The sequence below is a fragment of the Arthrobacter sp. KNU-44 genome (assembly GCF_051843155.1).
In the GTDB taxonomy this organism is placed as follows: domain Bacteria; phylum Actinomycetota; class Actinomycetes; order Actinomycetales; family Micrococcaceae; genus Arthrobacter.
Genome location: NZ_JBPXNG010000002.1, coordinates 2525430 through 2549931, shown reverse-complemented (window position 1 = coordinate 2549931; position 24502 = coordinate 2525430). Strand labels below are relative to the sequence as shown.

Here is a 24502-nt window from a genome sequence, read left to right as displayed (position 1 = left end):
GCTGGGGACGGTCCTGTTTCCTCCCGCAAGGAGTCCCGGAATGAACCTCCTCATCAAGCTGCTCGGCACTGGCGTCAGCATCGGCGCAGGCTTTGTCGGCACCAAGATCGTCAATGCGTTGTGGGAAAAGTCCACCGGCAAGAAGCCTCCCAAGGGTCACGACGACATGGAGGCAAGCCTGCGCTCGGCGCTGACCTTTGCGCTGATTTCGGCGACCGTCAGCGCAGTCATCCAGGTTTTCGCAAGCCGCAGTACACAGCGCGCCATCTCGCGTTTCTCGAAGACGCAGGACATCGTCTAGGCTGACGGCCCGCCGTCCCGGCCGTTCGCCGCTGGGCTCCCGCCGTTCCCGGTGTGGGGCATTGCCGGTCCCGTTTCCTGAGCTTTCTCCGCTGCCCGTTGACCGGCAGCCCGCAGCACCACGGCCTCAAGTTCGTCTATGCTCAGCAACTCGCGGTGGAGGTGCTTGGTCCGGTAGCCTGCGCGGCCCACCATGTGTGCGGATACGGGCACGGTCAGCAGCTGGAAGATCCAGGCCACCGCCAGGATCGGCCACACCCACCATTCGCGCATCTGCAGCCCGATGGCCGCCAAGACGAGGAACAGCCCCAACACTTGCGGCTTGGTGGCCGCGTGCATGCGGCTCATGAGGTCCGGGAACCGCAACAGGCCGATTGCCGCGCCCAATGACATCAGCGCACCAACAATCAGCAGCACTGCGGTGACCGCATCGATCACTGCGTCAACTCCGGTGGCATTAGGAGTCATTGACCTGTCCCCTTCGGTCGGCCACGAAGCGGGCCACCGTCACCGAGCCAACGAACCCGATCAGCGTCAGCGCGACGAGCAGCACGAGGTTGTTGAGGTGCCTGTTGACGGCCATGTCGATGGCCAGCGCGGCGCCCAGTATGGCGAGCAGGACGTCCGAGGCAAGCACCCGGTCCAGCAGGGACGGCCCGACGGCGATCCGGTAGATCGCGCCTGCCGCCGCGAGGCTGAGAATCACCGCCGTGACGATCAGCACGATGTCTTTCATGAGCCAACTCCCCTCGTCGCAGGCCAGCCTTCGGCCTGGAGTGCGTCCATTTCCGCTCGGGTACCCATGATCCGGATCAGCGAGGCCTCCGTGTCCTGGACTTCCTTGCGCAGCTTGGCGGTGTCCACATCGTTGCGGACATTGAGCCCGTGGATATAGAGCGTGGACGTTGAGCGATCCACCTCCACCACCAAGGAACCCGGAATCAGCGAAATCACGTGGCCTGTGGCGGTCATTATGAGGTCGGAATGGCTACGCAGGGGAACCGCGACCACGGCATTGGTTACCGAAGGCCCCCGGAATACCGCGAGGTACATGACTTGGAAGCTCGCGGCCACCACTTTGGCAAGGAACACCCCGGCGAAAGGAATGGCGCGCAGCACATTGAATCGCCCGCTGAGCTCCACAGGAGGCAAGTAGAAGACCCTGGCTACCACCACTGCGATCAGCGCACCGAACACCAAGTTGCCCGGGCTGAAGTCCCGCCAAAGCGCACCCCAGACGACCACTAGCCAGACCAGTAGGGGCAACTCGGTGCGGAACGAAATCCGCTTGCGGCTCACTTGCCACCTCCCGGCACCGGCGCAGCGATCTCCGGAACCTTCGCATTCCCGCCGAGCACGGAATGGATGTACGCAGTACGGTCCAGCATCTGTTCCGCGGAGTTTCCGGCCAATTGGAACAGTGGACCGGCGAAGACGGTCAGCGCCACGCCAAAGACCACCAGCGCGGCAGTTGGCCCCACCATGGTCCGCGGAAGCAGGCCGACTGCTGCCGTGTCCTTGAGGGCGGCGGCCGGGTATTCCGCGTCCTCGGGCTTCCGCCAGAATGCGCGGTTCCAGACCCGGGCAATTGCCAGCAAGGTCAAGAGGCTCGTGACCACGCCGCCCACCACCAAGGTAATGGCCAGGGGTGTCCCGAGGGCGATGCCTGCCTGGAGGAGCCCGAGCTTGCCCAGGAACCCGGAGAAGGGCGGGATTCCCGCGAGGTTCATCGCTGGAATGAAGAACAAGAGCGCGAGGAGCGGAGACAGCTTGGCGAGCCCACCGAGCCTGTCCATGGACGAGCTGCCCCCTCGGCGCTCGATCAAGCCGGTCACCAGGAACAGGCTCGTTTGGACCGTGATGTGGTGGGCCACATAGAAGACCGCGGCAGCAAGCCCCGCAACGGAAGCCATGGCCAGTCCGAACACCATGTAGCCGATATGGCTGACCAGGGTGAAGGAGAGTAATCGTTTGATGTCGCTCTGGGCAATGGCGCCGAGAATGCCCACCAGCATGGTGAGGAGCGCTACCACCATCAACGGGGTATTCAAAGTGTCGCCCGGGAAAAGGAGGGTCTCCGTGCGGACCATCGCGTAGACGCCCACCTTCGTGAGCAGGCCGGCGAACACGGCAGTGACCGGTGCCGGCGCGGTCGGGTACGAGTCAGGCAGCCAGAAGGACAGCGGGAACACGGCAGCCTTGATGCCGAAGGCCACGAGCAGCATGACGTGGAGCAGGTTCCTGGTGCCCGGATCCAATTCGGCCAGCTTGATGGCGAGATCCGCCATGGTGATGGTCCCGGTGGCTCCGTAGATCATCGCGATGGCGATCAGGAACAATACCGAAGATACAACCGAAACCACCACGTACGTGACCCCGGCGCGGATGCGCGGACCGGTGCCGCCCAGCGTCATGAGCACGTAGCTCGCGGTCAGCAGGATCTCGAAGCCCACGTACAGGTTGAAGAGGTCACCTGTGAGGAAGGCGTTCGAGACTCCGGCTACCAGGATCAAGTAAGTCGGGTGGAAGATCGACACCGGCGCCTCTCGGTCGCCGTCGGCCATGCCCTGGCCGGTGGCGTAGATGAGCACCGCCAGGCTGATGACCGAGGAAACCACCAGCATGAGCGAGGAGAACTGGTCCACCACCATCACCACGCCAAACGGCGGCTGCCAGCCACCCAGGGTGACGGATGCTGTGCCCGTGGTCCATACCGAGGCAAGGAGCCAGCATTCCAGGAGCAAGGTCAGGGACAATAAACCGATGCTGACCGCGCGTTGGGCCCGCGGATTCCTGTTCAGGGCGAACGTCAGGGCGGCGCCGAGGATGGGAAGTACGACGGCGAGCGGCGCCAAGCTGGCGATGTTCACTGGAGGCCCCCTTCCTTGGCTGCTTCGGTGACTGCCGTAACCGGGAATTCGGACGTTTCCTCAGGAACCACGGAGTCGTCTTCGGCGTCAAAGCTGGGTGTCTTCGCCACACGCCGGTCTTCGGCGTCGTCCTGGATGTCGTCTTGACGTGCCAACGCCCATGTCCGGTAGATGATGCCGAGCATGAATGCCGTCACCGCGAAGGAAATCACGATCGACGTCAGGATCAAGGCTTGCGGCAAAGGATCGTTGTAGTCGCGAGGATCCGTCGATTTGTTGAACAGCGGGGCCAGCCCGGCATATCCGCCCGTGGCGAGGATCAACAGGTTGGTTGCGTTGGCCAGGAGCATAAGCCCCAGGAGGACGCGCGTCAGGCTGCGTTCCAGGATCAAATAAATTCCGCAGGCATAGAGCACTCCCATGACGATCAACAAGGTCAAGTTGACGCTCATGGGGTCCCCTTCCCTGGCGTAATAGTTGCTGTGGTTGCCGCAGTTGCGGTTGCGGTGGCGGCTTCGGACCGGGAATCCCGAGCGTCTCCGCCGGCGGTCTCTTCGAAGTGTTCGTCGATCTCGGCTCCCAAGCTGCGCAGCACGTCCAAGGCCAGCCCTACGACCACGAGGTACACGCCGATGTCGAAGACCGTCGAGGTCACGAACTTGATGTCACCGAACAGCGGTAGCCAGAACCCGATGATGGCACTTTGGAACACTTGGCCGCCCAGCAGCAGCGGGACGAAGCCCGCCGCGGCCGCCGTCGCAAGACCGGTTCCCAGCAGCATGCCGGCGCTGATCGGTGCGGCTTCCCGCAACTCGAACCGTCCGCCTGCCAAGTAGCGGATGGTCAGGGCGAGTCCGGCCGTGAGTCCGCCGGCGAAGCCGCCTCCAGGAAGATTGTGTCCCGCCAGCAGGAGGTACACCGAGAACACGATCATCGAGTGGAAAATCAGCCGCGTGACCACTTCGAAGATGATGGAACGCCGTTCCGGTGCCAGGGTTCGGCCGGCCACGAGCCAAGGGTCCGTCAGGGAGCCCGCGAACTTGCGGACGAGTGCCAGCGAGGCGTCGTCGCGCGAACTGCCCCCGGCGGCGGCGCGCCTTCCCACCGTGCCCTCGGGAATCGTGGCGGCTTTGTTGAGGCGCTCACCCCTGCTGCGGACAAAGATCAAGCTCGCGACGCCGGTAGCGGCGACTGCCAGCACCGAGATCTCACCGAAGGTGTCCCACGCCCGGATGTCCACCAGCGTCACGTTGACCACGTTGAGTCCGCCGCCGCCTTCGTAGGCCAGACGGGGGAACGAGAGCGACACGGGCTCGGCGATGCGTGCGCCCATCGCGTAGATCGCAACGAAGATCATGGTGACCGCGAACGCCACACCGATAATGACCCGAACCACCCGGTATTTGCCGCCGGTGCGGTCCCGGAGCTCCGGAGGCAGGCTGCGCATCGCCAGAACGAAGGCCACGAGGATGATGGTCTCCACGAGCATTTGCGTCAAGGCGAGGTCCGGGGCTCCCTGCAACGCGAACATGAGCGCAATGCCGTAGCCCGTGACAGACACCATGAGCACGGCGAGGAAGCGCTTGTTGGCACGGACCGCCGCGAGCGCGCCAACAACAATTCCTGCCGCTGCGATGAGCTGAAGCGGAGAATTCGGGTCGATCAGAAAGAGACCGCCCGGGAGCGGCTTGTTGGCCACGATGAGTGCCGTGAGCGGGACGGCGAACGCCACGGTGAGAATAACCGCCAGGTAGAAGTAGAGGGAACCGCGCTGCGTACGCCCGGTGACCCACACGGCGACGTCGTCCAAGGCCCCGATGGTGCGCTGGTAGGCGCGGTCACCGTCCACCCAGTCCGGGACGCGGTTCTGCGCCCGGGACACGAGATTTCGGGCATAGAACATCACGACGCCGGCCGCGAAGGTCAGGGCTGTCAGTCCCAAGGCGGGAGTCAGGCCATGCCACAGCGCAAGATGGCTGGCGCTGGCTGCGTTTGATCCGGCGTCGGGCGCTACAAATGATGCCGCATACGGCTGGATCCAGCCGTCAACGGGATCCGGCCACAGGCCGTACACGATGGTGAGAAAGCTCAGGATGGCGGGCGCCGCCAGGAACGATGGCTGGATGGCTTTGAAGGGCGTCCGGTCCACGCCCGGCTTGGTGGCGAAAGCACCCCACATGAAGCGGGCGCTATAAGCGAACGTGAGAATGGACCCCAGGACCAGGCCGACCAGGAGGACCAGCCCCCATGGCTGGGAAGCAGCGCCAGTGCCGTAGTGGACGAACGCTTCGAACACGGATTCCTTGGCCACGAAACCTGCCAGCGGAGGTATTCCGGCCATGGATGCGGCGGCAATGCCCGCCACAATGGCGAGTGCCCTCGAGGACTTGTACACCCCCGAGAGCTTGCGGATATCGCGCGTGCCGGATTGGTGGTCGATGATGCCCACCACCAGGAACAACGCGGCCTTGAACAGACCGTGTGCCAGCAACAGCGCGAGTCCGGCCAGCGCGGCGTCGGGCCGGCCGAGGCCCACCACCATGGTGAGGAACCCGAGCTGGCTGACGGTTCCATAGGCGAGGATGAGCTTGATGTCAGTCTGCCGGAGCGCCCGGTAGCCGCCCACCAGCATCGTTGCCAGGCCGAGCCCGAGCACCAGCGGCAACCAGTACGGGCTTTCGCTGAACCCCGGCGCCATTCGGGCGACGATGTAGATCCCGGCCTTCACCATGGCCGCCGCATGCAGGTAGGCGCTCACCGGGGTGGGGGCGGCCATGGCACCCGGGAGCCAGAAGTGGAAAGGGACCAGCGCCGATTTGGTAATCGCACCTACCAAGATGAGTACGACGGCGGCAGCAACCGCACCTTGTGCGGGTCCCGTGACGAGGGTGGCCGCTTGAGTCATGATCGCCGAAATCCGGTATGTTCCGGCCACTTGGCCCAAAATGATGAGGCCGACGAGCATGGCCAGGCCGCCAGCGGTGGTGACCATGAGGGCCTGCAAAGCCGAGCGCCGTGCGGAAAGGCGGGTGCGCGCATAGCCGATCAGCAGATAGGACAGGACTGTAGTGAGTTCCCAGAAGATGAACATCATCAGCAGGTCGTCGGCCGTCACCAGGCCGAACATCGCCCCGGCGAAGGCAAGAAGTTGCGCCCCGAACCCGCCGAGGTCGGCATCCTTGTTCTTGAAGTACCGGGCGCAATAGACCAGAACCAGCGCGCCGACCCCCAGGACCAGAAGGGACATCACCCACGCCAGGACGTCCATGCGGAAGGCGAATTCAAGCTTGAGGTTCGGAATCCACGGGAGGGTTTCTTCGATGAAGCCGCCGGTGGGGTCCCCGCCTTTTCCGGGATAGATCCGGTCATACTGCAGGAGCAGCCAGATAAATGCGAGCGCGGGAACCGCTGCAAGGACGTAGAAGGCATTCCGCTGAAGTTTCCGGAAGATCCAGGGCGCCACAGTTGCCGCTGCAAAGGTCACGGCAAGGACTGTGATCACTGGAATCTCCGCAAAGTCAGGAATGAGTTGTCAAAAGTTGGAGCAGGCGGTCAAACGTTGGGTTCGGTGCAGGTAGTTTATCAAGCATGAACATGGCAACTGCGCCTGAGGCCCCGCACCCGGCATCCGAGCTTGCTTCAGGGCCTGCCCTGTCGAACAAAGGCCAGATCCTTGCGTGGGCGTCCTGGGACTGGGGTTCCGCGGCATTCAATGCCGTCATGACCACCTTCGTGTTCACCGTCTACCTGACGTCCAAGGCGTTTGGCGGCGAAGACTCCGCGTCGGCGACGTTGGGTGCCGCGCTGGCGATTGCCGGCGTCGCGATTGCGATCCTCGCGCCTGTCACCGGTCAGCGTTCCGACTCGGGGGGCCGCCGGAAACTGTGGCTCGGAGTCAACACCGTGCTCGTGGCCGTCCTGACTGGCTCGTGCTTCTTTGTTTTCCCCAAGCCGGAGTTCCTGCTCCTGGGCGTCTCATTGATCGCGCTCGGCAATGTGTTTTTCGAGTTCGCGGGCGTCAATTACAACGCCATGCTGGCCCAGATCTCCACCCCCGCCAATATCGGCAAAGTGAGCGGCTTCGGCTGGGGGATGGGATACCTGGGCGGGATTATCGCGCTGCTCGTGGTGCTGCAGCTATTCGTCCAACCATCCTTCGAGTGGTTCGGGGCCTCCACCCAGGACAGCCTGAATATCAGGCTCGTGGCTGTCTTCTCCGCACTCTGGTTCTTCATCTTCGCGCTACCGGTCCTTTTCGCGGTTCCGGAACTCTCCGTCAAGAAACCGGAATCCCGTCTCGGGTTCCTTGCCTCCTACGGTTTGCTGGTCCGCAGGATCAAGGCCATTTATCGAACCAGCCCGCACACCATCTATTTCCTGCTCGCGAGCGCCATCTTCCGCGACGGCCTGGCGGCGGTCTTCACCTTCGGCGGGGTCATTGCTGCCGGGACCTTTGGCTTCGAGCTCAAACAAGTCATCTTCTTCGCGATTTTCGGCAACGTGGTGGCCGCCGTCGGCGCCATGATCGGCGGATTCCTGGACGACAGGATCGGGCCCAAGGCCGTCATCGTCATCTCCCTTCTAGGACTCCTGGTAGCCGGCACCGCGATCCTGGTTCTCGGCAACGGCGACTACGTGTTCTTCGGAGCCCATTGGGCAGGCAGCACTACGTTCTGGGTGTTCGGGCTATTCCTCTGCCTCTTCGTGGGACCAGCGCAGGCTTCCTCCCGCGCCTACCTCGCGAGGCTGGCGCCTGACGGCGAATCCGGCGAGCTGTTCGGGCTCTACGCCACCACCGGCCGGGCCGTGAGCTTCCTGGCACCGGCGCTCTTCACCTTGTGCATCACCCTGGCGGCCCCTCTTGTGGCCCCGGGCGCGGCCCAACGCTGGGGAATCCTGGGCATCATGGTGGTGCTCCTGGCCGGCCTGCTGGTGATCCTGCCCGTCAAGTCACCCAACAAGACGGAAATCGCCACCGTTCCGCTGAGCTGAGGGTGGGGCTCGCGCGAGCGCCTTGATTCCACACAATCTGCGGAAACCCTTGATCTTTGATTGTTAGTAGAGTTTACTAACTTGCATGGAAGCCCTTCGTGACCGCCAGCGCACCGACCGTCAGCGCACCGATCGAACCGGCGCTGCAACCCTGCCTTCCGACGGGCGGGCCCACAACCTCTCCTTGGTGCGCCAGACGCTCCACTCGGCAGGGGCGATGAGCCGTGCGGAACTCTCCCGGACCCTGGGCCTGACCCGCGTCACGGTATCAGACCTCGTCTCGGACCTCCTGGAACGAGGCCACGTGGTGGAGCTGGGCCAATCGGATGAGGTCCGCCCGGGCAAGCCGGCCATCCTGGTGGACATCAATCGCCAGGGCCTTCAAGTGATCGGCATGGACTTGGCCGAAAATTCCGTGCTGCGCGCGGCCGTCCTTGACCTTGACGGCAACATCCTCGATCGGGTCGAGCGCTCGCTCTCCGAGGAGACCGGACTGGACGTCGTCAACCAGGTCCTCGAGCTCGCTTCCGAGGCCGTCGGCCGAGCCACCGCCACACTGCTCGGAATCGGCGTCGGAACCCCCGGCATCGTCAACGCGGACGGCGTTGTCACCACTGCCCCCAACTTCGAATGGAAGGATATCCCCCTTCGCGATCTCCTCCAGGAGCGCACTGGCCTGCCGACCCTCGTTTCCAACGACGCCGACGCGGCAGTCCACGCGGACCACACCTTCGGCGGCGGCAGCGATGACATGGTCCTTGTGAAAATCGGGCGCGGTGTCGGTTCAGGGCTCATTGTGGGCGGCCGGCGTGCCCGGGGCGCCCACTCCGCGGCGGGCGAAATCGGCCACGTCACGGTCGGCACCGATGGCGGGACCATGTGCAAATGCGGTAAAACAGGCTGCCTCGAAACCTGGATGTCCGTTCCCAGCCTCGAACGGGCCCTCACCGAAGCGGCAGCGAGCTCCGAACCGGAAGCCGCGGCCGACGTCGTACTCCGGGAAGCAGGCGAGCGGCTCGCCATCGCCCTCGCGCCCGTTGTGGGCGCGCTCGACTTGGCTGAAGTGGTCCTCAGCGGACCCAGGGAGCTGTTGGAAGGCCCCCTTCTCAACGCCGTCCAGCAGACCCTGCTTGAGCGGCTATTGCACCAGGACCCTTCACCGGTGTCCGTCCGTCTCGCGGAAGAGGCACAGGACATTGTCCTGCGCGGAGCCGCGGTGATGGTCCTGTGGAACCAGCTCGGTGTGGCCTGAGCGCCGCGCCTGCCGTTTCCAGCCCTGACTACCCAACAAGCATCCCTCCAAAGGAGCCGGACATGGACACGATTCAGTCCCCCGCTACCCAGTCCTTTGCCGCCGGGCCTGCCCGCGCGCACCTCCGCCGATTGGCGGCAGGCACCCTCATGCCCGGATTCACCGGCATCGCCGTCCCCGTCTGGATCCTGGACGCGTACGACGCCGGGCTGGCTGCTGTGTGCCTCTACGGCACAAACGTGGCGTCCCCCGTGCAACTGCGCGAGCTCTGCGCCGGGCTCCGCGCGCATTCCCCGAACACGCTTATCGCCGTCGATGAAGAGGGCGGCGACGTCACGAGGCTGCACTACCTCACTGGTTCCCCGCAGCCCGGAAACGCGGTGCTCGGGCGTTTGGACGACATCGAACTGACGGCCGCCAGTGCCAGTGCCATCGGCCACGAACTCGCAGGGCTGGGCATCAACTTGAACCTGGCTCCGGATGCCGACGTCAATTCCGCTCCGGACAATCCCGTGATCGGCGTGCGCAGCTTCGGGGCCGAACCGGATTTGGTGGCCCGGCACACTGCCGCTTGGATCCGCGGGCTCGAAGACGCCGGCGTGGCGTCCTGCGCCAAGCACTTCCCGGGCCACGGCGACACCACCACCGATTCCCACCTGGCCCTCCCGCGGGTCACGGCCAACGCCGCAACGCTGGATGCCCGCGAACTTGTCCCGTTCCGCGCGCTCGTCGCGGCTCACGGCGCCACGGTCATGACCAGCCACATCCTGGTCGAAGCCCTCGACCCGGACCACCCTGCCACCTTCTCTTCGCGCATCCTGCAAGATCTGCTTCGCGGCGACATGGGATTCGAGGGCGTCATCATCACGGATGCGCTGGACATGGCCGGCGCATCCGCCCAAACCGGAGTTCCGGAAGCAGCCGTCCGGGCGCTCATAGCCGGGGCGGACCTGCTGTGCCTTGGTTCCGAAACAGGACCGGCCCTCTTCGAACAGACGATCACCGCCATTACAGACGCTGTTGAAGAGGGACGCTTGCCCATGGAACGGCTGGCGGACGCTGTAGGACGCACGGCAGCACTGTCCTCGCGTTTCCCCGCTGCGGGTGCTGCGGAAATACAGGAGGCCGCGATCAGGGGCCGGCTCGGCCTGCCCGGCAAGCCGCAGCCTGCCGGCGTGCTTGGCGATGCGGCGGAGCTCGACGGCGAGCGCATCGCCGAGGCCTTCGAGGTGTCCGAAGCCGCCCGGAGGTGGCTGGCGCGGGAGGAACCCGTGGCGATCGTGCAGGTTGAAACCGGATCCAATTTCGCGGTCGGCCGCGTGCCGTGGGGCCCCGCTGCCACAACTTCCGCCGTGGTCCACGAAGGCGAGGTGCCTGACGGCGCGCGGGTCGCCGTCGTCGGGCGCGGCCTGGATGCCGAGCACCCGCTGTGGACCGTCTTCGCCCGCTTGAGGGCGGAGGGGCACGCGGTGATCGCTGTCGAGTGCGGCTGGCCCAGAGGCGGGGCGGACATCGTCACCTACGGTGCGTCCCTCACTGTGTCCCAGGCCCTGACTGCGCTGCTGAACGGCAGCGCCAAGGCCTGACCGCCGCCAATTTAACGCCCGGACACCACCCATCGACAGAAAGTTGCCATGGAAGTCATTGTCACGACCACTCCTGAATCGGCCGCTTCGGCCGCCGCCCAAGCCGTCCTCTCAGGACTCCCTTCGGGCAGGGGACCCGTGCTGGGCCTGGCCACCGGCTCGTCTCCGCTGGGGCTGTACGCGGAGCTCGCAGCTGCGGCGGCTGCGGGACGCGTCGATTTCTCGGCCGCCACGGGATTCGCCTTGGACGAATACGTGGGCCTTCCGACTGGACATGTCCAGTCCTACCGCGAGGTCTTGATCCGCGAGGTCTGCGATGTCATCGGGCTTCCCTTGGCCGGGCTGAATATCCCTGACGGAACCGGCACCACGCAGGCCGAGCTCGAAGCGGGAGCTGTTGCCTACGACGCCGCAATCGGTGCCGCCGGCGGCGTCGATGTGCAGATCCTGGGCATTGGCGCCAACGGCCATGTGGGATTCAATGAGCCCGGATCCTCTTTGTCCTCCCGGACGCGGCTGAAGAGGCTGACGGCCCGCACGAGGCGGGACAACGCCCGGTTCTTCGACCACGACGGCGATGTCCCTACCCACTGCATCACCCAGGGATTGGGGACCGTGCTGGATGCGCGCCGGCTGGTGCTCATCGCCACCGGCGCCGCGAAGGCCGCCGCGGTCGCTGCCGCGATCGAGGGGCCGCTGACGGCGTCGTGCCCTGGTTCGATCCTGCAATGGCATGCCGACGCTGTGGTGGTTCTGGACGAGGCAGCCGCCGCCGGATTGGCGAACCGCGAATACTACGACGACGCCGCGCGGGGCCTGGCTTTGACCCCCTAGAAAGTCGCGGACCGCTTTGCGCGGCGGCTGCGAGTGGCATCATTCCGCCGCCCCTTCAAGAGGGCTAGGGTGGACTTATGAACGTGGATGAGACAGAACTTCCAGGCCTCGGGGTCCGCAAGGATTTCATCACGGCCTCGGGACGCCGGATCGGTGTTGTCGAGATGCGGGAGGGTGAGACCGAGCTTTTCGTCTCCACATGGGACGATCCCGATACCTGCCAGGCATCCATCCCGTTGACCGCAGACGAGGCCGCCGCACTGGGCAACCTGCTGGGCGGGCAGCACATCGCGATGCGTTTGGCCGAAGCCCACAAGGAAATCCCCGGCATTGTCACGCGGCAGTTCTCCATCACCGCGGACTCCCCTTTCAACAACCAGCCCATGGGCAAAGCCCAGATCCGCACCCGCAGTGGTGTCTCGATCGTGGCGATCATGCGCGAAGGCGAAGTGGTTCCCTCACCGGCTCCCGACGTCGTCCTTCACACGGGTGATTTGCTGGTGGCTGTCGGTACGCAGGAAGGTCTTGACTCTGCGGCTGCCATTCTGCGCAACGGCTGACGTCCATGGACCCCCTGGCCCTGACCCTCATTGAGCTGGGCGCAGTCGTTTTCTGTCTCGGCCTCTTGGCGCGCTTGGCCGGCAGGATCGGCATGTCACCCATTCCGCTCTATTTGGTGGGGGGACTGGCGTTCGGGGCGGGTGGACTGATCAAGCTCGATGGCATGCACGAGTTCGCCCACCTTTCCGGCGAAATCGGCGTCATCCTGCTCCTGTTGATGCTCGGCTTGGAATACACAGCCGCGGAACTCGTCACCGGGCTGCGGCGCTCCTGGCAAGCCGGCGTTTTGGACCTCGTGTTGAACTTCCTGCCAGGTGCGGGCATCGCGGTGTGGCTCGGCTGGGGACTCGTGGGCGCGATCGTGATGGGCGGTGTCACCTATATTTCTTCCTCCGGCATCGCCGCGAAGGTGATCACGGACCTCGGCCGGATCGGTAACCGTGAAACGCCGGTGGTGCTGGCCATCCTGGTGTTCGAAGACCTCACAATGGCCATCTACCTTCCGATCCTGACGGCGATCCTCGCTGGCGTGGGCTTCCTGGGCGGACTCCAGACGGTGGGCATTGCCTTAGCCGTCGTCACCCTCGTGCTGGTGGTGGCCCTGAAACACGGTCACCGGGTTTCCCAGGCCGTGCACAGCGAAAACTCCGAAGTCTTCCTGCTCAATCTCCTTGGGGCCGCACTTCTCGTGGCGGGCATCGCGTCCGCCCTCCAGGTCTCCGCGGCCGTCGGGGCGTTCATGCTGGGCATTGCCATTTCGGGGGCAACGGCCCACAACGCGACGCGGATCCTTGAACCCCTGCGGGACCTCTTCGCGGCGATCTTCTTCGTAGCCTTCGGCCTCAACACGGACCCGTCCAGCATCCCGCCAGTCCTGGGCTGGGCGCTGCTCCTTGCTCTCGCGACAGCCGTGACCAAGGTGCTGACCGGATTCTGGGCGGCAAAGCGGGCCGGGATCGCCATTCCCGGTCGTTTCCGCGCCGGGGCCGCCCTGATTGCCCGCGGCGAATTCTCCATTGTCATTGCGGGCCTGGCCGTGGCCTCGGGAGTCGTCCCGCGCGAACTTGCTGCCCTCGCCACCGCGTATGTGTTGCTCATGGCCATCATCGGACCGCTCGCAGCCCGCTTCGTGGAGCCGGCGGTCAAGGCCTTCCGCAAGTCGCCGCGCAAACCGAAGGCATCCGAGCCTATTGCCTCGTTCGAGGCGTGAGATCTCGTCTCTTTCGCGCGTTCAAAGAGTCGAGATCTCACGTCTCGAGCTGTAGGCGGGCCATCACTAGTCCTCCCCACTGTGGATAACCAGTTGGGGACCCCCGCGCTGTGCCAAGAATTGGTGCATGCGCCGTCCTGGACCTCTTCCTGAAACCCTCAGGGGCCGCTCGTTCACGCTTTCCGAGCAACGCGATGCCGGGGTTTCGGATAACCGGGCTTGGAACAAGGATCTTCGCGTCGCCAGCCGCGGAGTCCGCGTTCCATGGGGCGCCGCCCAGGAACTTTCCCACACCGCACGCCTACTGACCAGCATCTCGCCGGGAACAGTTTGTTGCGGCCCGACGGCGGCAATCCTGTGGCGTTGTCCCCTCCCTTTTGACCTCGAACGCGAGCCGTTGGTGCATTTGCTGCGGTGGGACGGCGGGAACCGGCCAGTTCGCAAGGGGGTCGCCGGTCGCAGGGTAGCGTTGGGGGCCGCCGACCGTCAGGCCATTGACGGAGTCCCCGTGACGAGTCCTGCCCGAACGTGGCTTGATTTGGCGGCCTTGCTGCCCTTGGACGATCTCGTGGCCGCGGCCGACCACTTCATCTGCAGTCAGTCCCGCAGTTTCGGCCACAACCGCGCCGCCCTTTGTTCCCTGGAGGATTTGCGTTCTCAAGTGGAGAGAAACCCAGGGATCCGTCGACGCCGGAACGCCCGGCTGGCGCTGGAACTCGCGAGGGTTGGCGCAGACTCCGTACCGGAAACCAAGCTCCGGCTTGCCGTCGGCCGGCAGGGACTGCCGGAACCTGAATTGCGCTTTGTGGTCCAGGATTCAAGCGGCTGGGAGTTGGCGTGGCCGGACTTGGCCTTCCCCCGGTACAAAGTAGCCGTCAACTACGACGGCGGCCACCACCTGACAGCCGAGCAAAAGGAATCGGACATTCGCCGTGACGAATCCATCGCAGCGATCGGCTGGACCTCGGTGACCATTACGGCACGGCACGTGAAGGCGTGCGGGTTCGACGGCGTCGTACCCCGTGTGCGAGGCGCCCTGGCCCGCGCCGGGTGGGTCCACGAGGCGTGAGATCTCGGCCTTTTCGAGCCTTCAAAGAGGCGAGATCTCACTTCTCGAGGCAAGCAGTCGGGTGCTAAACAGCCGTCCGGTGGAAATTCAGGTGGCTGCGGCTGGCGGTGGGGCCGCGCTGGCCTTGGTAACGGTTGCCGTAACCGCCGGAACCATAGGGATGTTCAGCGGCCGACGAGAGTCGGAAGAAGCACAACTGGCCGATCTTCATGCCGGGCCACAACTTGATGGGCAGCGTCGCAACGTTGGAGAGTTCCAGCGTCACATGGCCCGAGAACCCGGGATCAATGAAGCCGGCCGTGGAGTGCGTCAACAAGCCGAGGCGCCCCAGCGAGGACTTTCCTTCGAGTCGTGCGGCGACGTCGTCCGGGAGGCTCACTGTTTCGTATGTTGAACCGAGCACGAACTCGCCCGGGTGCAGGATGAAAGGCTCGTCGCCCTCGACCTCAACCAGCCGAGTCAGCTCAGGCTGCTCCTCGGAGGGGTCGATGTGTGCGTATTTGTGGTTGTCGAACAGCCGGAAGAAACGGTCAATCCTCACATCCACCGAGGACGGCTGAACCATTGCGGGGTCGTAGGGCTCCAGGACGATACGTCGGGAGTCGATTTCGGCACGTATGTCGCGGTCAGAGATCAGCACAGGATCAAAAGTACCGTATGCATCGCGCACCCCGTGGTGCCGGAGTGGCGCATGGGACTATAGTGCACCACATAGACTACCGTTACCGCTGTTGTGTTTGGGAACGGTGGCACGACGCGAATCTGGGGAAACATTGAGACGAATTGCGGTGCCCGTTGCCGTGCTGGTGGTCTGCCTTCTCACGGTGATGGCCCCTGCTTCTGGCCCGCTCGCCGTTCCGGTTTCGCTCGCGGGAACTGCCGCCGCTGCCGCGCCTTCCACCTCAAACACCACCGCTGGCGCTGAAAGTACGACGGCGGCGTCCGCACCGCCGTCGGGATCCAGCCTTCCGCAGGCCGCACCCGCGCCGGGGTCACCAACAGCCACCCCCGCAGCACCAGCAGCCGCCCCTGCAGCAGCCGGGGCTGGCGCGGGCACCGCCTCAACCGTCCCAGCGGCGACCTCCCCTGCGCAGGGGAGCCCAGTCATCGAGCCCGGCAACGGCACCTCACCCCAGGCAGCGGCCGGCCCGCCCCCGCTGCCCTCCATCCCGCCCGCATCCGGCCCGGACCCGCTCCCCGGAACCGCAGCTGGGGACGCCACACAGCCGGCCCCAGCCCCGACGAAGTCCTCCCCCGCAGCTGTGCCCCTGGTCTCGACGCAAGCATTGGTCAATGACGATAATTCCGCCCAGGTGCTGGCCGTATTCAACGCCATCAATGCCTACAGGACGTCGCTTGGCTTGAATCCGGTGAAGTACAACCCCACGGTGTCCACTCTTTCGCAGGACTGGTCCAACAACATCGCCAGCCGCCAAGTGATTGAACACCGCAGCAACTTCTGGACCGACCCCAGGGCCTTGAACCCCAACAACGGGGCAGGCGAGATCATCGCGGTCCGCTGGGATCGGAATGCCGCCCAGCTTGTCGAATGGTGGAAAAGCTCACCCGCCCATGATGCGCTGTTGCGTGACCCCCGTTTCAACGTGATCGGCGTTGGTATCACGTTCACCGACGGCAACTACCTGACCACCCCCAATAGCTACACGATGTGGGGCGTGGTCAATCTCTTCGGCTATACGACGCTCCCCGCCGGCACAGTCAACAGCCCGGGCGCCGGCACGGCCCCTCCCCAGCTTCCGCCTCCGACCGTCTGCGACCCCATCGCGAAGCACCAGCCGCCCACGCTGGACCTCAGCGCCGCGGCCATCCGCAGCTCCGGTGACCTGGTCGCCGTCGACCCCTCTGGCAACTTGAGGGACTACCCGGCACTCGGCAACGGCACGTTCGGTCCCGCCCGGACGGTCGGATCCGGTTTCTCCGGGGCGAAAGAAGTGATGACCACCGATTGGGACCGCGACGGTGTGATCGACGTCTTGGTCCAAATGCTGGACGGCAGGCTACTGCTCTACCCCGGAGCGGTGAGCGGAGGATTCAAAGCGCCGGTGACGTTAGGCGGATCGGGCTGGCAGTCGATGACCATGGCCGTGGGCACATGGTGCGGCAACAACCGGCTCCCGCAAATCCTCGCCACTGATTCCAGCGGCGCGCTCTACCTGTACCGGAACCTGGGGCTCACCGCCCTGGTCGGACGGACCCAAGTGGGATCGGGCGTCAGCGCGATCCGGCTGAGCATGGTGGACTACGACGCCGACGGCTTTCAGGACCTGCTGGCGGTGGAAGCAAACGGGAACCTGCGACTCTACCGCGGCTCCGGGCTCACCGCGCCGATGGCAGAGGCACATCTAGTGGTCGGAACCGCCTGGACCGACTACTCCGGATTGCGCACGCTCAAGGGTGCCACTGGCCTCAACACCACCGGAATCGCGGGCCTGCTGAGCAATGGAACGATCGAGTATTGGGACCTGACTGGCGGACGCCTCACGACGCCGAGCACTCCGATAACCGGTTTGGGCGGACTCAAGCTGGCGCAGTAACTGGGCCCACGCCGGCAGGGTTCCCTGGGCGAGCGGAGCGAGGCGAGGGAGGCGAGGGAGGCGGTGGAGACTAGGCCTCCGGGGTTTGCTCTTCGATGACCGACTTGAGCTGCTCCACCTGGACTACTTCATCTTCCATGGTCTTCTGGATCATGCTGTTCATGAGTTTCTGCAGGCCCTTGGGGTGGTACTCCAGGGCGAAGCGCAGGCGGGTATTGGGCCCCTCGGTGCTGAGGTAGTAGCCGCCTGTGGGCCGCGCAGGACCGGCGACGACGGCGAAACGCACTTCGGCGCCTGGCCTGGCTTCAGTGATTTGGAAGTCAGCCGCGATCGGGCGCCCGCCCGGGCCCGCCAAAGTCTGCTGGTAAACGGCGCCTTTTTCGCCGGCGTGTCCCGAACGGAGCGAAATACTGCGGATACCGCTGCGCCACAGCGGATTGTTGAGTCCGTCCACCAGGAATTGATAGACAGTCATGGCATCGCGACCAATGAGTACTTCATGCTCTGCAAATGCCACGGAATCCTCTTTCGGCGTACGGCTCATAGACATAGCCGGGTTCCCCATGACACAGCAGCTAACTGCTACAGAATAGTCAGGCACGGCGCAGCGCAACACACCCACGTCGAGCCTTAACCGAATCTTTACGAGCCCCGTAGGGAAATTGATGAGACCGTGATACCGGTGAGTCTGTGTCTGGATCAGCGCGCCATCTGCGCTAAGCTGGGATCTGCTCCGGCTGGTTTGCGGAGTATTGCGGGCGTAGCTCAATGGTAGAGCGCTAGCTTCCCAAGCTCGATACGCGGGTTCGATTCCCGTCGCCCGCTCCAGTTTTGCCCGGATACAAGGCGTCCCATCGCCTGGGTGTATCGTCAGAAGCTAGGAGCCATTTCGGCTCTGCTCTAAGGGAGCGATCATGGCTGACAAATCACCTCGCCAAGCTGCATCGAAAAAATCCGGCAAATCCATCAAAGAAAAGCGCGCGGATAAGCGGGCGTCAGAGTCCCCCGCAACCACGGTGGCCAAGCCGGCAACCGGCAACAAAAAGTGAGCGGCCATATAGGCGCCATGACCCTCGGCATCCTGTCGTCCTCGCGGAAGCCGGACGAGCGCCGGCTGCCTGTCCATCCCCTGCACCTGGAGCGTATTGCTCCGGAACTCCGGGAGCACATCCGGCTCGAGCGCGGCTACGGCGAGCGCTTCGGCTTTTCGGACAGCCAACTTGAGCCGCTGGTCGCTGGCATGGCAAGCCGTGAAGAACTGATCGCGGATTCGGATGTCATTCTCCTGCCCAAACCGCAGCCGGAAGACCTTGCTGACCTCCGCGACGGCCAGGTTCTCTGGGGCTGGCCGCACTGCGTCCAGGACAGGGCAATCACCCAGCTGGCCATCGACAAGAAGCTGACCCTGATCGCGTTCGAGGCGATGAACCACTGGGCCAGCGACGGCGGCTTCGGGCTCCACGTTTTCCACAAGAACAACGAACTTGCAGGCTACTGTTCCGTCATCCACGCCCTTGCCCTGACGGGCTCGACGGGTGACTACGGGCGGCGGCTGAGCGCCGTCGTGATTGGCTTCGGAGCCACAGCGCGTGGCGCCGTCACCGCCCTCAACGCGCACGGCGTCCACGATGTCCAAGTGCTGACAAACCGCGGCGTTGCGGCGGTCGGTTCCCCCATCCACTCGGTGCGCATAGTGCAGTTCGACCACGACCAGAACGCCCCTTTCCTGAGCGAGGTCATTACCGATCGTGGCCGCCTGCCACTCGCGCCGTTCCTTGCCGCGAGCGACATCGTGGTCAACTGCACGCTTCAGGACCCGAGCTCGCCGCTGACATACCTGCGGACCGAGGACCTGGATGCGTTCCAGCCAGGCAGTTTGATTGTTGACGTCTCCTGCGACGAAGGCATGGGCTTCAGTTGGGCGCGGACCACGACGTTCGCCGAACCCATGTTCACGGTGGGCGACCACATCAACTACTACGCCGTGGACCACAGCCCGTCCTACTTGTGGAATTCGTCCAGCTGGGAGATCAGCGAAGCGCTCCTGCCGTTCCTTGGGACGGTCATTTCGGGCCCCGAGGCCTGGGACGCCAGCGAAACGATCTCCCGGGCCATCGAGATCCGGGACGGTGTCATCCGCAACCCGGACGTGCTGCAGTTCCAAGGGCGCACAGCGGACTATCCGCACCTTGCGGCGTAACCGCCTCGCAGCCTAATAATGCGGCTGAGCCGGGCGCCTTGTGGGTGCCCGGCTCAACCACGTTCAGGCGTTACTCCGCTACGTCGACTGCGGGACGATCCGCACCATCCGGCGTCGATCCCGCACGTTCACTTTGAGCCGCAATTCAGACTTCCGGGCGAGCACGACGGCGACTGTCGCTGCCGCGAGCGCCGGCACCCCGCCTGACACCAAGAGAGCCGCGTGCGGGTTCAGGTGCTCGGCAAGCCAGCCCAGCATGGGTCCACCGATGGCTTGGCCGCCGATGAGCACCATGATGTAGAGGCTCATGACGCGGCCGCGGATGCTCATGTTGGCGCTCACCTGGACCAGCTGGTTGGCGGCGGTCAGGAACATGAGGCACCAGAATCCGGAGAGAACCATGGCAGCGGAGAGCCACACCATGGACGGAGCCAACGCCGCCAGGCACAGCATCAAGCCGTACATCCCGGCGCACAGCACCACCGAGCGTAGGCGCAATTGGCGGCGGCGGGCCGAAGTGATTGCTCCGGCCAGCGCGCCAAGGGCAACCATGGCGTTGAGCAAGCCGTAGCCGCCGGCACCCGCATGGTAGATGTGGTCCGCGAAGGCGGCGAGGAGCACAGGCAGGCTCATCGCGAAGACCGCTACAAAGCCGGCCATGAGCCACGGCCAATAGATGGTGGGCTTGCTGAGGGCGTATCGCAGGCCTTCCTGCAGCATTCCCTTGCGTTTTGGCACGGGCGTGCTGACATAGAGTTCGTTCTTGCGCAGCATCAGGAGCATGGTCACGGTGGAGCAGCAGGCCACCGCGTTCGCCGCGAAAGCCCAGCCCGCGCCGACCGCGGTCAGCAACACACCAGCCAGGGCGGGACCAATCAGGCCGCCCAGCTGGAACGTGGTGGAGTTGACGCTGATGGCGTTGCGCAGGTACTTCGGTCCCACGAGTTCATTGACGAAGACCTGCCGGGCCGGCTGGTCGAGGACCGTCACAAGGCCCAGGACAAACGCGATCACGTAGACGTGCCAGACCTCGATGCGGTGGCTCAACGCCAACACGGCAAGGATGGCGGCCAGGGAGGCCGCGACGCTTTGGCACACGATGAGGATGCGTCGCTTGGGGAAGCGGTCCGCCATCATGCCGCCCCAGGGGCCCAGGAACAGCGACGGCATGAACTGCAATGCCACGGTTATTCCGACGGCGGTGACGGATCCGGAGAGCTGGAGTACCAACCAGTCCTGGGCAATTCTCTGCATCCAGAGTGCGATGACAGCCACGAAGTGGCCCACGGCGAAAATCCGGAAGTTGGGTACTTTGAGGGAAATGAAGGTGTGCCGCCAGGGTAACCGTTCGCTGACGACGGCGATTGGCTGGGTGACCGTGTCCGGTTCGGCAGCGTGTGAAATTCGGCTGCTTGCGGCGAGTGAATCGATGATGGGTTGGCTGACGTTTGCCGCTGAGGGCGGTGGGGGTGCCAAAAGTAGTCCTTGGATAGACGTTTCGCTGGGATGCCTTTAACGCTAGGGTTGGCCGCGGTGATTATGGAAGTGAATTGGCCGTATAACTAGCATTGCGAAGTGCAATACACCGGCGGGAGCGGCGGTGAACGTAGCTATTCAAGGAGTCCCGTGTTCGAACCCGTGCAGCTGCGGTCCTTCCTGGCCGTGGCCGAGACTTTGAGTTTCACGAAGGCCGCCGAGCGCCTCGGCTTGGCGCAGCCCACGGTCAGCCAGCACGTGAGAAAGCTGGAGACGGCGGCCAAACGGGCACTTGTAGCCCGCGATACCCGGGATGTCCGGCTCACGGACAATGGCGACGCCATGGCAGGCTTTGCCCGCAATATCCTCTCCGCGCACGATTCCGCGGCGAGGTACTTTTCCGGCTCCGCGATGCGAGGTCGCCTCCGGTTCGGAACCGCCGACGATCTCGCCATCACAGGTTTGCCTCGGATCCTGCGCGAGTTCCGGCAGTTGTACCCCCAGATCAACCTGGAACTCACGGTCAGCCAGAGTGACCAGCTCTACAAACGCGTCAATGCGGGGCAGTTGGATCTCGTATTCGTGAAGTGGGTGGGCGAGGCGAAGGACGGCACGGTCGTCCGGCACGACAAGTTTGCCTGGGTGGGCGTCGAACAGACGGTGCTGGACCCCGCCAGCCCTGTGCCGCTGATCTGCTATCCGGCCCCGAGCGTCAGCCGGAAACTTGCCATCGACGCGCTGGAGGCCATGGGCCGGACGTGGCGGGTCACCTGCTCGACCAAGCAGATCGCGGGCGTCTTGGCAGCGGTGCGCGCAGGCATCGGCGTCGCAGTCATGCCGTCCTCGCTGGTTCCCGAGGACCTCACGGTGATCACCAAACGCTTCGACCTCCCGCCCGTGGGTGACGTCGACTTCACCTTGATCCGCAACCCTTTGGCGAACGCCGAGGTAGTGGATGCGCTGACACAGGCGATCATCGGCAGAACGCTCAACAAGCAGGCGTAGCCAGCGACTGTGCGGCGAGGAGGACGGTCCGGACGATCGCCTTCCGGCGCCGCTCCGCCCTGCTTGACCCCTTGCTGCCGGCCATGAGGCCATCCAGCTCGGGCAGTACCGGCCAGGCGTCACACAACGCAATGATGGTGAGCATCAGATCGGCCGCATCTTCTCTGGACGTCCCGGGGATGGCTCGGATGACACCGTCAACTTTGTTTCTGCAGTTCGCGGCCCGGCCCGGACGGTTGACCACATATTCGCCCCGCTCCAAACCCTCCCAAAACAGCAGCCTCGGAAGGGTGGCATCTTGGTGGTGATGGTCGAACAGGCGTCCGGCGTAATCGGCCAAGGCTTCGGGACCAGCGCCTTCGACGCGGACTTCGTCCACCACCTTGCTGAGCTGGGACGCGATCACGGCATCGAAGAGAAGATCTTTATTGCCGAAGTACTGATAGATGCGTTCCTTGTTGACTCCGGCCGCAGCCGCGATGCGGTCCACCCTGGCGCCGGCGAGTCCGAATTGGCAAAACTCGGCAGTGGCTGCCTCAAGGAGGAGTCGCTTGGTCCGCTCGGTATCCCATGCCATGTGTCCACCTTAACAGATTCCAACCAAGTAGTTGCAGTTTTTGAGGGCGAGGTCTAGTCTGAACTCACGCCGAAAGCAACCAATTAGTTGGAGAATGTCATGAGCACCCAAATCCCCGTTTCCGCACCCGCGGATAGCGCCGCGGTTGCGCCGGCTCCCGCGCCCGCTCCGCACTCTGCGCATCTGCCTTCAGTACACACGCCTTCAGTACACATGCGTGCCGCCATCACGTGGCTGGCCATCTTCCCCCTCGTCGCGATCGGCATGACGATCCTCGCTCCGCTCACCGAGTCCTGGCACCCCGCGCTGCGCGCCCTCGTCCTGACCCTCGTTGTGGTTCCTACCGCCGTCTACGTGGTTGTCCCGAAGCTTCTCGCTGGCTACGGCGCCCTGAAGAGGCGGCAGGCAAGAAAGGCCACGGCCAAGGCCTAGCCTGTGTCAGGTATCACCAGGCGATCGAGCGGCCACGCGCTAAGCTTGTCACGTTATGAACCGCACAATGTTTAAGTCCAAGATCCACCGTGCAACGGTGACCCATGCCGATCTGCACTATGTAGGTTCAGTGACGGTCGACCTGGATCTGCTGGATGCCGCGGATATTCTCCCCGGCGAGCTCGTCTCCATTGTTGACGTGACCAATGGCGCGCGCCTGGAAACGTACACCATTGCCGGCGAACGCGGCTCGGGCGTCATTGGCATCAACGGTGCCGCAGCGCACCTCGTGCACGTGGGTGACGTCGTCATCCTCATCACCTATGCCGAGATGACCACCGAAGAGGCCAAGGCCTACCAGCCCAAGGTTGTCCATGTGGACAGGGCCAACAAAATCGTCCAGCTCGGCAGCGATCCCGCCGAAGGCATTACTCCGGGCATCATGCGCCCGCCCCATGCCCTCAACAACGCACAGCTGAACTAGACTCCCGGTCCCCGGCGGACACCCCTTCTTCGCGGTCCACATGGCGGAACATGTCGCCGTCGAACCTTCCAGGCGAATAAAGCTGATTTAGGCTGGGACTGTGAACCCACGCCGCTCCGCGCCCGTCCCCCTCCGGATGCCGTAGTGCTGGGCGTCCTTTCCGGGTTCTTCGTGGTGTGGGCCATCATTCTGGTGGGCATGTTCGTCGGCAAGCGCGGGATCCTGGGGGACAATGCGCGTTCGGTCCTCAGCGGCCTGACCTTCTTCGTCGCGAGCCCTGCGCTCCTCTTTGAAACCCTGGGCAAGGCCCGTCTCCACGACATCTTTGCCGCCCCGCTCCTTGTCACGGCGGTGGGCGCCGTCGCCACAGGCAGTTTGTTCTTCGTCATCGTGAAGTTCTGGCTCAAGCGCTCCCTGCCCGAATCGCTCATGTCATCCATGAGCGCTTCCTTGGCCAACTCAGCGAACCTCGGCATCCCTATCGCGGTGTTCGTCCTGGGCGACGCCAGCTATGTGGCACCGCTGTTGATCTTCCAGCTCGCGTTTTTCACGCCCATGTACCTGATGGCGCTCGACGCGAGCACCAGCGCCCACCGCACCACTCCCCTGCGCTTCGTCTTGATGATCGTGCGGAACCCGATGATCGTGGGATCGGCCCTCGGTTTGGTGGTGGCTGGAACGGGCTGGCAAGTGCCCTCGCTCATCATGGACCCGATCCATTTGATCGGCGGAGCCGCCATTCCCGCGATGCTGATGGCGTTCGGGATGAGCCTGAACGGCTCCCGGCCCCTCCAAAAGGACACGGAACGCCGGACGGACGCGCTCCTGGCCAGCGGATTCAAGCTTTTAGTCCACCCCACGATGGCGTACCTGTTCGCCCGCTTCGCACTGGGCCTGGAGGCGCATGCATTGTTCGCAGTGGTTGTCACGGCGGCCCTGCCCACTGCGCAGAACGTATTTGTGGCTGCGAGCCGCTACAACACGGGAATCACCGTGGCCAAGGATACGGTCCTCATCACCACGGTGGTGGCCGTCCCGGCGATGATCGCCGTGGCCCTGCTGCTTACCTAGCCCAACTGGCCCGCATTTGTTGTCGTTT

The 24502-nt window shown here is 64.3% G+C and carries 25 protein-coding genes and 1 tRNA gene; 16 read left to right on the top strand and 10 right to left on the bottom strand.

Going from position 1 to position 24502, the window contains the following annotated elements; all coding sequences use genetic code 11:
- The first annotated feature begins 40 nt into the window (after positions 1-40).
- Positions 41-301 (top strand): DUF4235 domain-containing protein, encoded by a 261-nt coding sequence (locus ACSVHC_RS12915; protein WP_306963155.1) that lies wholly within the window; start codon positions 41-43, stop codon positions 299-301.
- Here ACSVHC_RS12915 and mnhG read toward each other — a convergent pair.
- Genes mnhG through ACSVHC_RS12885 form a run of 6 tightly spaced genes read right to left on the bottom strand, consistent with a single transcriptional unit; the run spans position 298 to position 6672 of the window.
- Positions 298-768 carry a monovalent cation/H(+) antiporter subunit G gene (gene mnhG / locus ACSVHC_RS12910; RefSeq protein WP_437771651.1) on the bottom strand — a complete coding sequence of 157 codons (471 nt, stop codon included), beginning with the start codon at positions 766-768 and terminating at the stop codon, positions 298-300. The genes ACSVHC_RS12915 and mnhG overlap by 4 nt on opposite strands.
- Positions 758-1036: a monovalent cation/H+ antiporter complex subunit F gene (locus tag ACSVHC_RS12905; protein WP_078107371.1), complete on the bottom strand. Its 279-nt coding sequence runs from the start codon at positions 1034-1036 to the stop codon at positions 758-760. Before ACSVHC_RS12905 ends, mnhG begins: the two co-directional genes overlap by 11 nt.
- Positions 1033-1599: a Na+/H+ antiporter subunit E gene (locus ACSVHC_RS12900; RefSeq protein ID WP_437771652.1), complete on the bottom strand. Its 567-nt coding sequence runs from the start codon at positions 1597-1599 to the stop codon at positions 1033-1035. The genes ACSVHC_RS12905 and ACSVHC_RS12900 overlap by 4 nt, the downstream gene beginning before the upstream one ends.
- Positions 1596-3170 (bottom strand): Na+/H+ antiporter subunit D, encoded by a 1575-nt coding sequence (locus tag ACSVHC_RS12895; RefSeq protein WP_437771653.1) that lies wholly within the window; start codon positions 3168-3170, stop codon positions 1596-1598. The genes ACSVHC_RS12900 and ACSVHC_RS12895 overlap by 4 nt, the downstream gene beginning before the upstream one ends.
- Complete coding sequence (locus ACSVHC_RS12890; RefSeq protein WP_437771654.1) at positions 3167-3622, bottom strand: Na(+)/H(+) antiporter subunit C; 456 nt, start codon at positions 3620-3622, stop codon at positions 3167-3169. The genes ACSVHC_RS12895 and ACSVHC_RS12890 overlap by 4 nt, the downstream gene beginning before the upstream one ends.
- The gene (locus ACSVHC_RS12885) at positions 3619-6672 is read right to left on the bottom strand and encodes a Na+/H+ antiporter subunit A (protein ID WP_437771655.1); all 3054 of its coding nucleotides are present in this window, start codon (positions 6670-6672) and stop codon (positions 3619-3621) included. Before ACSVHC_RS12885 ends, ACSVHC_RS12890 begins: the two co-directional genes overlap by 4 nt.
- 86 nt (positions 6673-6758) lie before the next feature.
- On the opposite strand from ACSVHC_RS12885, the gene ACSVHC_RS12880 reads away from it, so the two are divergent.
- From ACSVHC_RS12880 to ACSVHC_RS12850, 7 genes are all read left to right on the top strand, one after another.
- Positions 6759-8162: an MFS transporter gene (locus ACSVHC_RS12880; RefSeq protein WP_437771656.1), complete on the top strand. Its 1404-nt coding sequence runs from the start codon at positions 6759-6761 to the stop codon at positions 8160-8162.
- Between the two features lie 85 nt (positions 8163-8247).
- Positions 8248-9414 (top strand): ROK family transcriptional regulator, encoded by a 1167-nt coding sequence (locus tag ACSVHC_RS12875; protein WP_439180990.1) that lies wholly within the window; start codon positions 8248-8250, stop codon positions 9412-9414.
- A 62-nt stretch (positions 9415-9476) separates the two neighbouring features.
- The gene (locus ACSVHC_RS12870) at positions 9477-11000 is read left to right on the top strand and encodes a glycoside hydrolase family 3 protein (RefSeq protein ID WP_437771658.1); all 1524 of its coding nucleotides are present in this window, start codon (positions 9477-9479) and stop codon (positions 10998-11000) included.
- Between the two features lie 48 nt (positions 11001-11048).
- Entirely contained in the window at positions 11049-11834 is a 786-nt protein-coding gene (locus ACSVHC_RS12865) for a glucosamine-6-phosphate deaminase (RefSeq protein ID WP_437771659.1), read from the top strand.
- 77 nt (positions 11835-11911) lie between these two features.
- A complete protein-coding gene (locus ACSVHC_RS12860; protein ID WP_059389838.1) occupies positions 11912-12394 on the top strand; it encodes a cation:proton antiporter regulatory subunit in 483 nt (160 codons plus the stop codon).
- Between the two features lie 5 nt (positions 12395-12399).
- Positions 12400-13605 carry a cation:proton antiporter gene (locus ACSVHC_RS12855; protein WP_439180989.1) on the top strand — a complete coding sequence of 402 codons (1206 nt, stop codon included), beginning with the start codon at positions 12400-12402 and terminating at the stop codon, positions 13603-13605.
- A 127-nt stretch (positions 13606-13732) separates the two neighbouring features.
- Positions 13733-14674 carry a hypothetical protein gene (locus ACSVHC_RS12850; RefSeq protein WP_437771661.1) on the top strand — a complete coding sequence of 314 codons (942 nt, stop codon included), beginning with the start codon at positions 13733-13735 and terminating at the stop codon, positions 14672-14674.
- A gap of 64 nt (positions 14675-14738) precedes the next feature.
- Here ACSVHC_RS12850 and dcd read toward each other — a convergent pair whose 3' ends face one another.
- On the bottom strand, positions 14739-15314 hold the full coding sequence (gene dcd, locus ACSVHC_RS12845; RefSeq protein WP_236813334.1) for a dCTP deaminase: 576 nt from the start codon (positions 15312-15314) through the stop codon (positions 14739-14741).
- Positions 15315-15447: 133 nt separating this feature from the next.
- Here dcd and ACSVHC_RS12840 point away from each other — a divergent pair, with 133 nt between their 5' ends.
- Positions 15448-17229: a CAP domain-containing protein gene (locus ACSVHC_RS12840; protein ID WP_437771662.1), complete on the top strand. Its 1782-nt coding sequence runs from the start codon at positions 15448-15450 to the stop codon at positions 17227-17229.
- Between the two features lie 70 nt (positions 17230-17299).
- On the opposite strand, the gene ACSVHC_RS12835 is transcribed toward ACSVHC_RS12840, so the two are convergent.
- Positions 17300-17746 (bottom strand): SRPBCC family protein, encoded by a 447-nt coding sequence (locus tag ACSVHC_RS12835; protein ID WP_345448491.1) that lies wholly within the window; start codon positions 17744-17746, stop codon positions 17300-17302.
- Positions 17747-17983: 237 nt separating this feature from the next.
- Between ACSVHC_RS12835 and ACSVHC_RS12830 the strand changes: the two genes are divergently transcribed.
- The 3 genes from ACSVHC_RS12830 (at position 17984) to ACSVHC_RS12820 (ending at position 19429) form a co-directional block, all read left to right on the top strand.
- Positions 17984-18057 (top strand) — tRNA-Gly (locus ACSVHC_RS12830).
- An 86-nt stretch (positions 18058-18143) separates the two neighbouring features.
- On the top strand, positions 18144-18278 hold the full coding sequence (locus ACSVHC_RS12825; RefSeq protein WP_269317335.1) for a hypothetical protein: 135 nt from the start codon (positions 18144-18146) through the stop codon (positions 18276-18278).
- A gap of 17 nt (positions 18279-18295) precedes the next feature.
- Entirely contained in the window at positions 18296-19429 is a 1134-nt protein-coding gene (locus ACSVHC_RS12820) for a N(5)-(carboxyethyl)ornithine synthase (RefSeq protein ID WP_439180988.1), read from the top strand.
- 78 nt (positions 19430-19507) lie between these two features.
- On the opposite strand, the gene ACSVHC_RS12815 is transcribed toward ACSVHC_RS12820, so the two are convergent.
- On the bottom strand, positions 19508-20905 hold the full coding sequence (locus ACSVHC_RS12815; RefSeq protein WP_437771664.1) for an MFS transporter: 1398 nt from the start codon (positions 20903-20905) through the stop codon (positions 19508-19510).
- 150 nt (positions 20906-21055) lie between these two features.
- Here ACSVHC_RS12815 and ACSVHC_RS12810 point away from each other — a divergent pair, with 150 nt between their 5' ends.
- Entirely contained in the window at positions 21056-21910 is an 855-nt protein-coding gene (locus ACSVHC_RS12810; RefSeq protein WP_236813341.1) for a LysR substrate-binding domain-containing protein, read from the top strand.
- On the opposite strand, the gene ACSVHC_RS12805 is transcribed toward ACSVHC_RS12810, so the two are convergent.
- Entirely contained in the window at positions 21894-22487 is a 594-nt protein-coding gene (locus tag ACSVHC_RS12805; protein ID WP_437771665.1) for a TetR/AcrR family transcriptional regulator, read from the bottom strand. The two genes, ACSVHC_RS12810 and ACSVHC_RS12805, sit on opposite strands and share 17 nt — an antisense overlap.
- A 99-nt stretch (positions 22488-22586) precedes the next feature.
- Between ACSVHC_RS12805 and ACSVHC_RS12800 the strand changes: the two genes are divergently transcribed.
- From ACSVHC_RS12800 to ACSVHC_RS12790, 3 genes are all read left to right on the top strand, one after another.
- On the top strand, positions 22587-22919 hold the full coding sequence (locus tag ACSVHC_RS12800; RefSeq protein WP_437771666.1) for a hypothetical protein: 333 nt from the start codon (positions 22587-22589) through the stop codon (positions 22917-22919).
- A gap of 55 nt (positions 22920-22974) precedes the next feature.
- Positions 22975-23403, top strand: coding sequence for an aspartate 1-decarboxylase (gene panD / locus ACSVHC_RS12795; protein WP_172465683.1), 429 nt, complete (start codon positions 22975-22977; stop codon positions 23401-23403).
- A gap of 144 nt (positions 23404-23547) precedes the next feature.
- A complete protein-coding gene (locus tag ACSVHC_RS12790) occupies positions 23548-24474 on the top strand; it encodes an AEC family transporter (RefSeq protein WP_437771668.1) in 927 nt (308 codons plus the stop codon).
- Positions 24475-24502: the final 28 nt, after the last annotated feature.

Coding starts and splice junctions, on each gene's coding strand:
- ACSVHC_RS12915 (WP_306963155.1), top strand. CDS start 41: ATGAACCTCCTCATCAAGCTGCTCGGCACTGGCGTCAGCATCGGCGCA.
- mnhG (WP_437771651.1), bottom strand. CDS start 768: ATGACTCCTAATGCCACCGGAGTTGACGCAGTGATCGATGCGGTCACC.
- ACSVHC_RS12905 (WP_078107371.1), bottom strand. CDS start 1,036: ATGAAAGACATCGTGCTGATCGTCACGGCGGTGATTCTCAGCCTCGCG.
- ACSVHC_RS12890 (WP_437771654.1), bottom strand. CDS start 3,622: ATGAGCGTCAACTTGACCTTGTTGATCGTCATGGGAGTGCTCTATGCC.
- ACSVHC_RS12880 (WP_437771656.1), top strand. CDS start 6,759: ATGAACATGGCAACTGCGCCTGAGGCCCCGCACCCGGCATCCGAGCTT.
- ACSVHC_RS12875 (WP_439180990.1), top strand. CDS start 8,248: ATGGAAGCCCTTCGTGACCGCCAGCGCACCGACCGTCAGCGCACCGAT.
- ACSVHC_RS12870 (WP_437771658.1), top strand. CDS start 9,477: ATGGACACGATTCAGTCCCCCGCTACCCAGTCCTTTGCCGCCGGGCCT.
- ACSVHC_RS12865 (WP_437771659.1), top strand. CDS start 11,049: ATGGAAGTCATTGTCACGACCACTCCTGAATCGGCCGCTTCGGCCGCC.
- ACSVHC_RS12860 (WP_059389838.1), top strand. CDS start 11,912: ATGAACGTGGATGAGACAGAACTTCCAGGCCTCGGGGTCCGCAAGGAT.
- ACSVHC_RS12855 (WP_439180989.1), top strand. CDS start 12,400: ATGGACCCCCTGGCCCTGACCCTCATTGAGCTGGGCGCAGTCGTTTTC.
- ACSVHC_RS12850 (WP_437771661.1), top strand. CDS start 13,733: ATGCGCCGTCCTGGACCTCTTCCTGAAACCCTCAGGGGCCGCTCGTTC.
- ACSVHC_RS12825 (WP_269317335.1), top strand. CDS start 18,144: ATGGCTGACAAATCACCTCGCCAAGCTGCATCGAAAAAATCCGGCAAA.
- ACSVHC_RS12820 (WP_439180988.1), top strand. CDS start 18,296: ATGACCCTCGGCATCCTGTCGTCCTCGCGGAAGCCGGACGAGCGCCGG.
- ACSVHC_RS12805 (WP_437771665.1), bottom strand. CDS start 22,487: ATGGCATGGGATACCGAGCGGACCAAGCGACTCCTCCTTGAGGCAGCC.
- ACSVHC_RS12800 (WP_437771666.1), top strand. CDS start 22,587: ATGAGCACCCAAATCCCCGTTTCCGCACCCGCGGATAGCGCCGCGGTT.
- panD (WP_172465683.1), top strand. CDS start 22,975: ATGAACCGCACAATGTTTAAGTCCAAGATCCACCGTGCAACGGTGACC.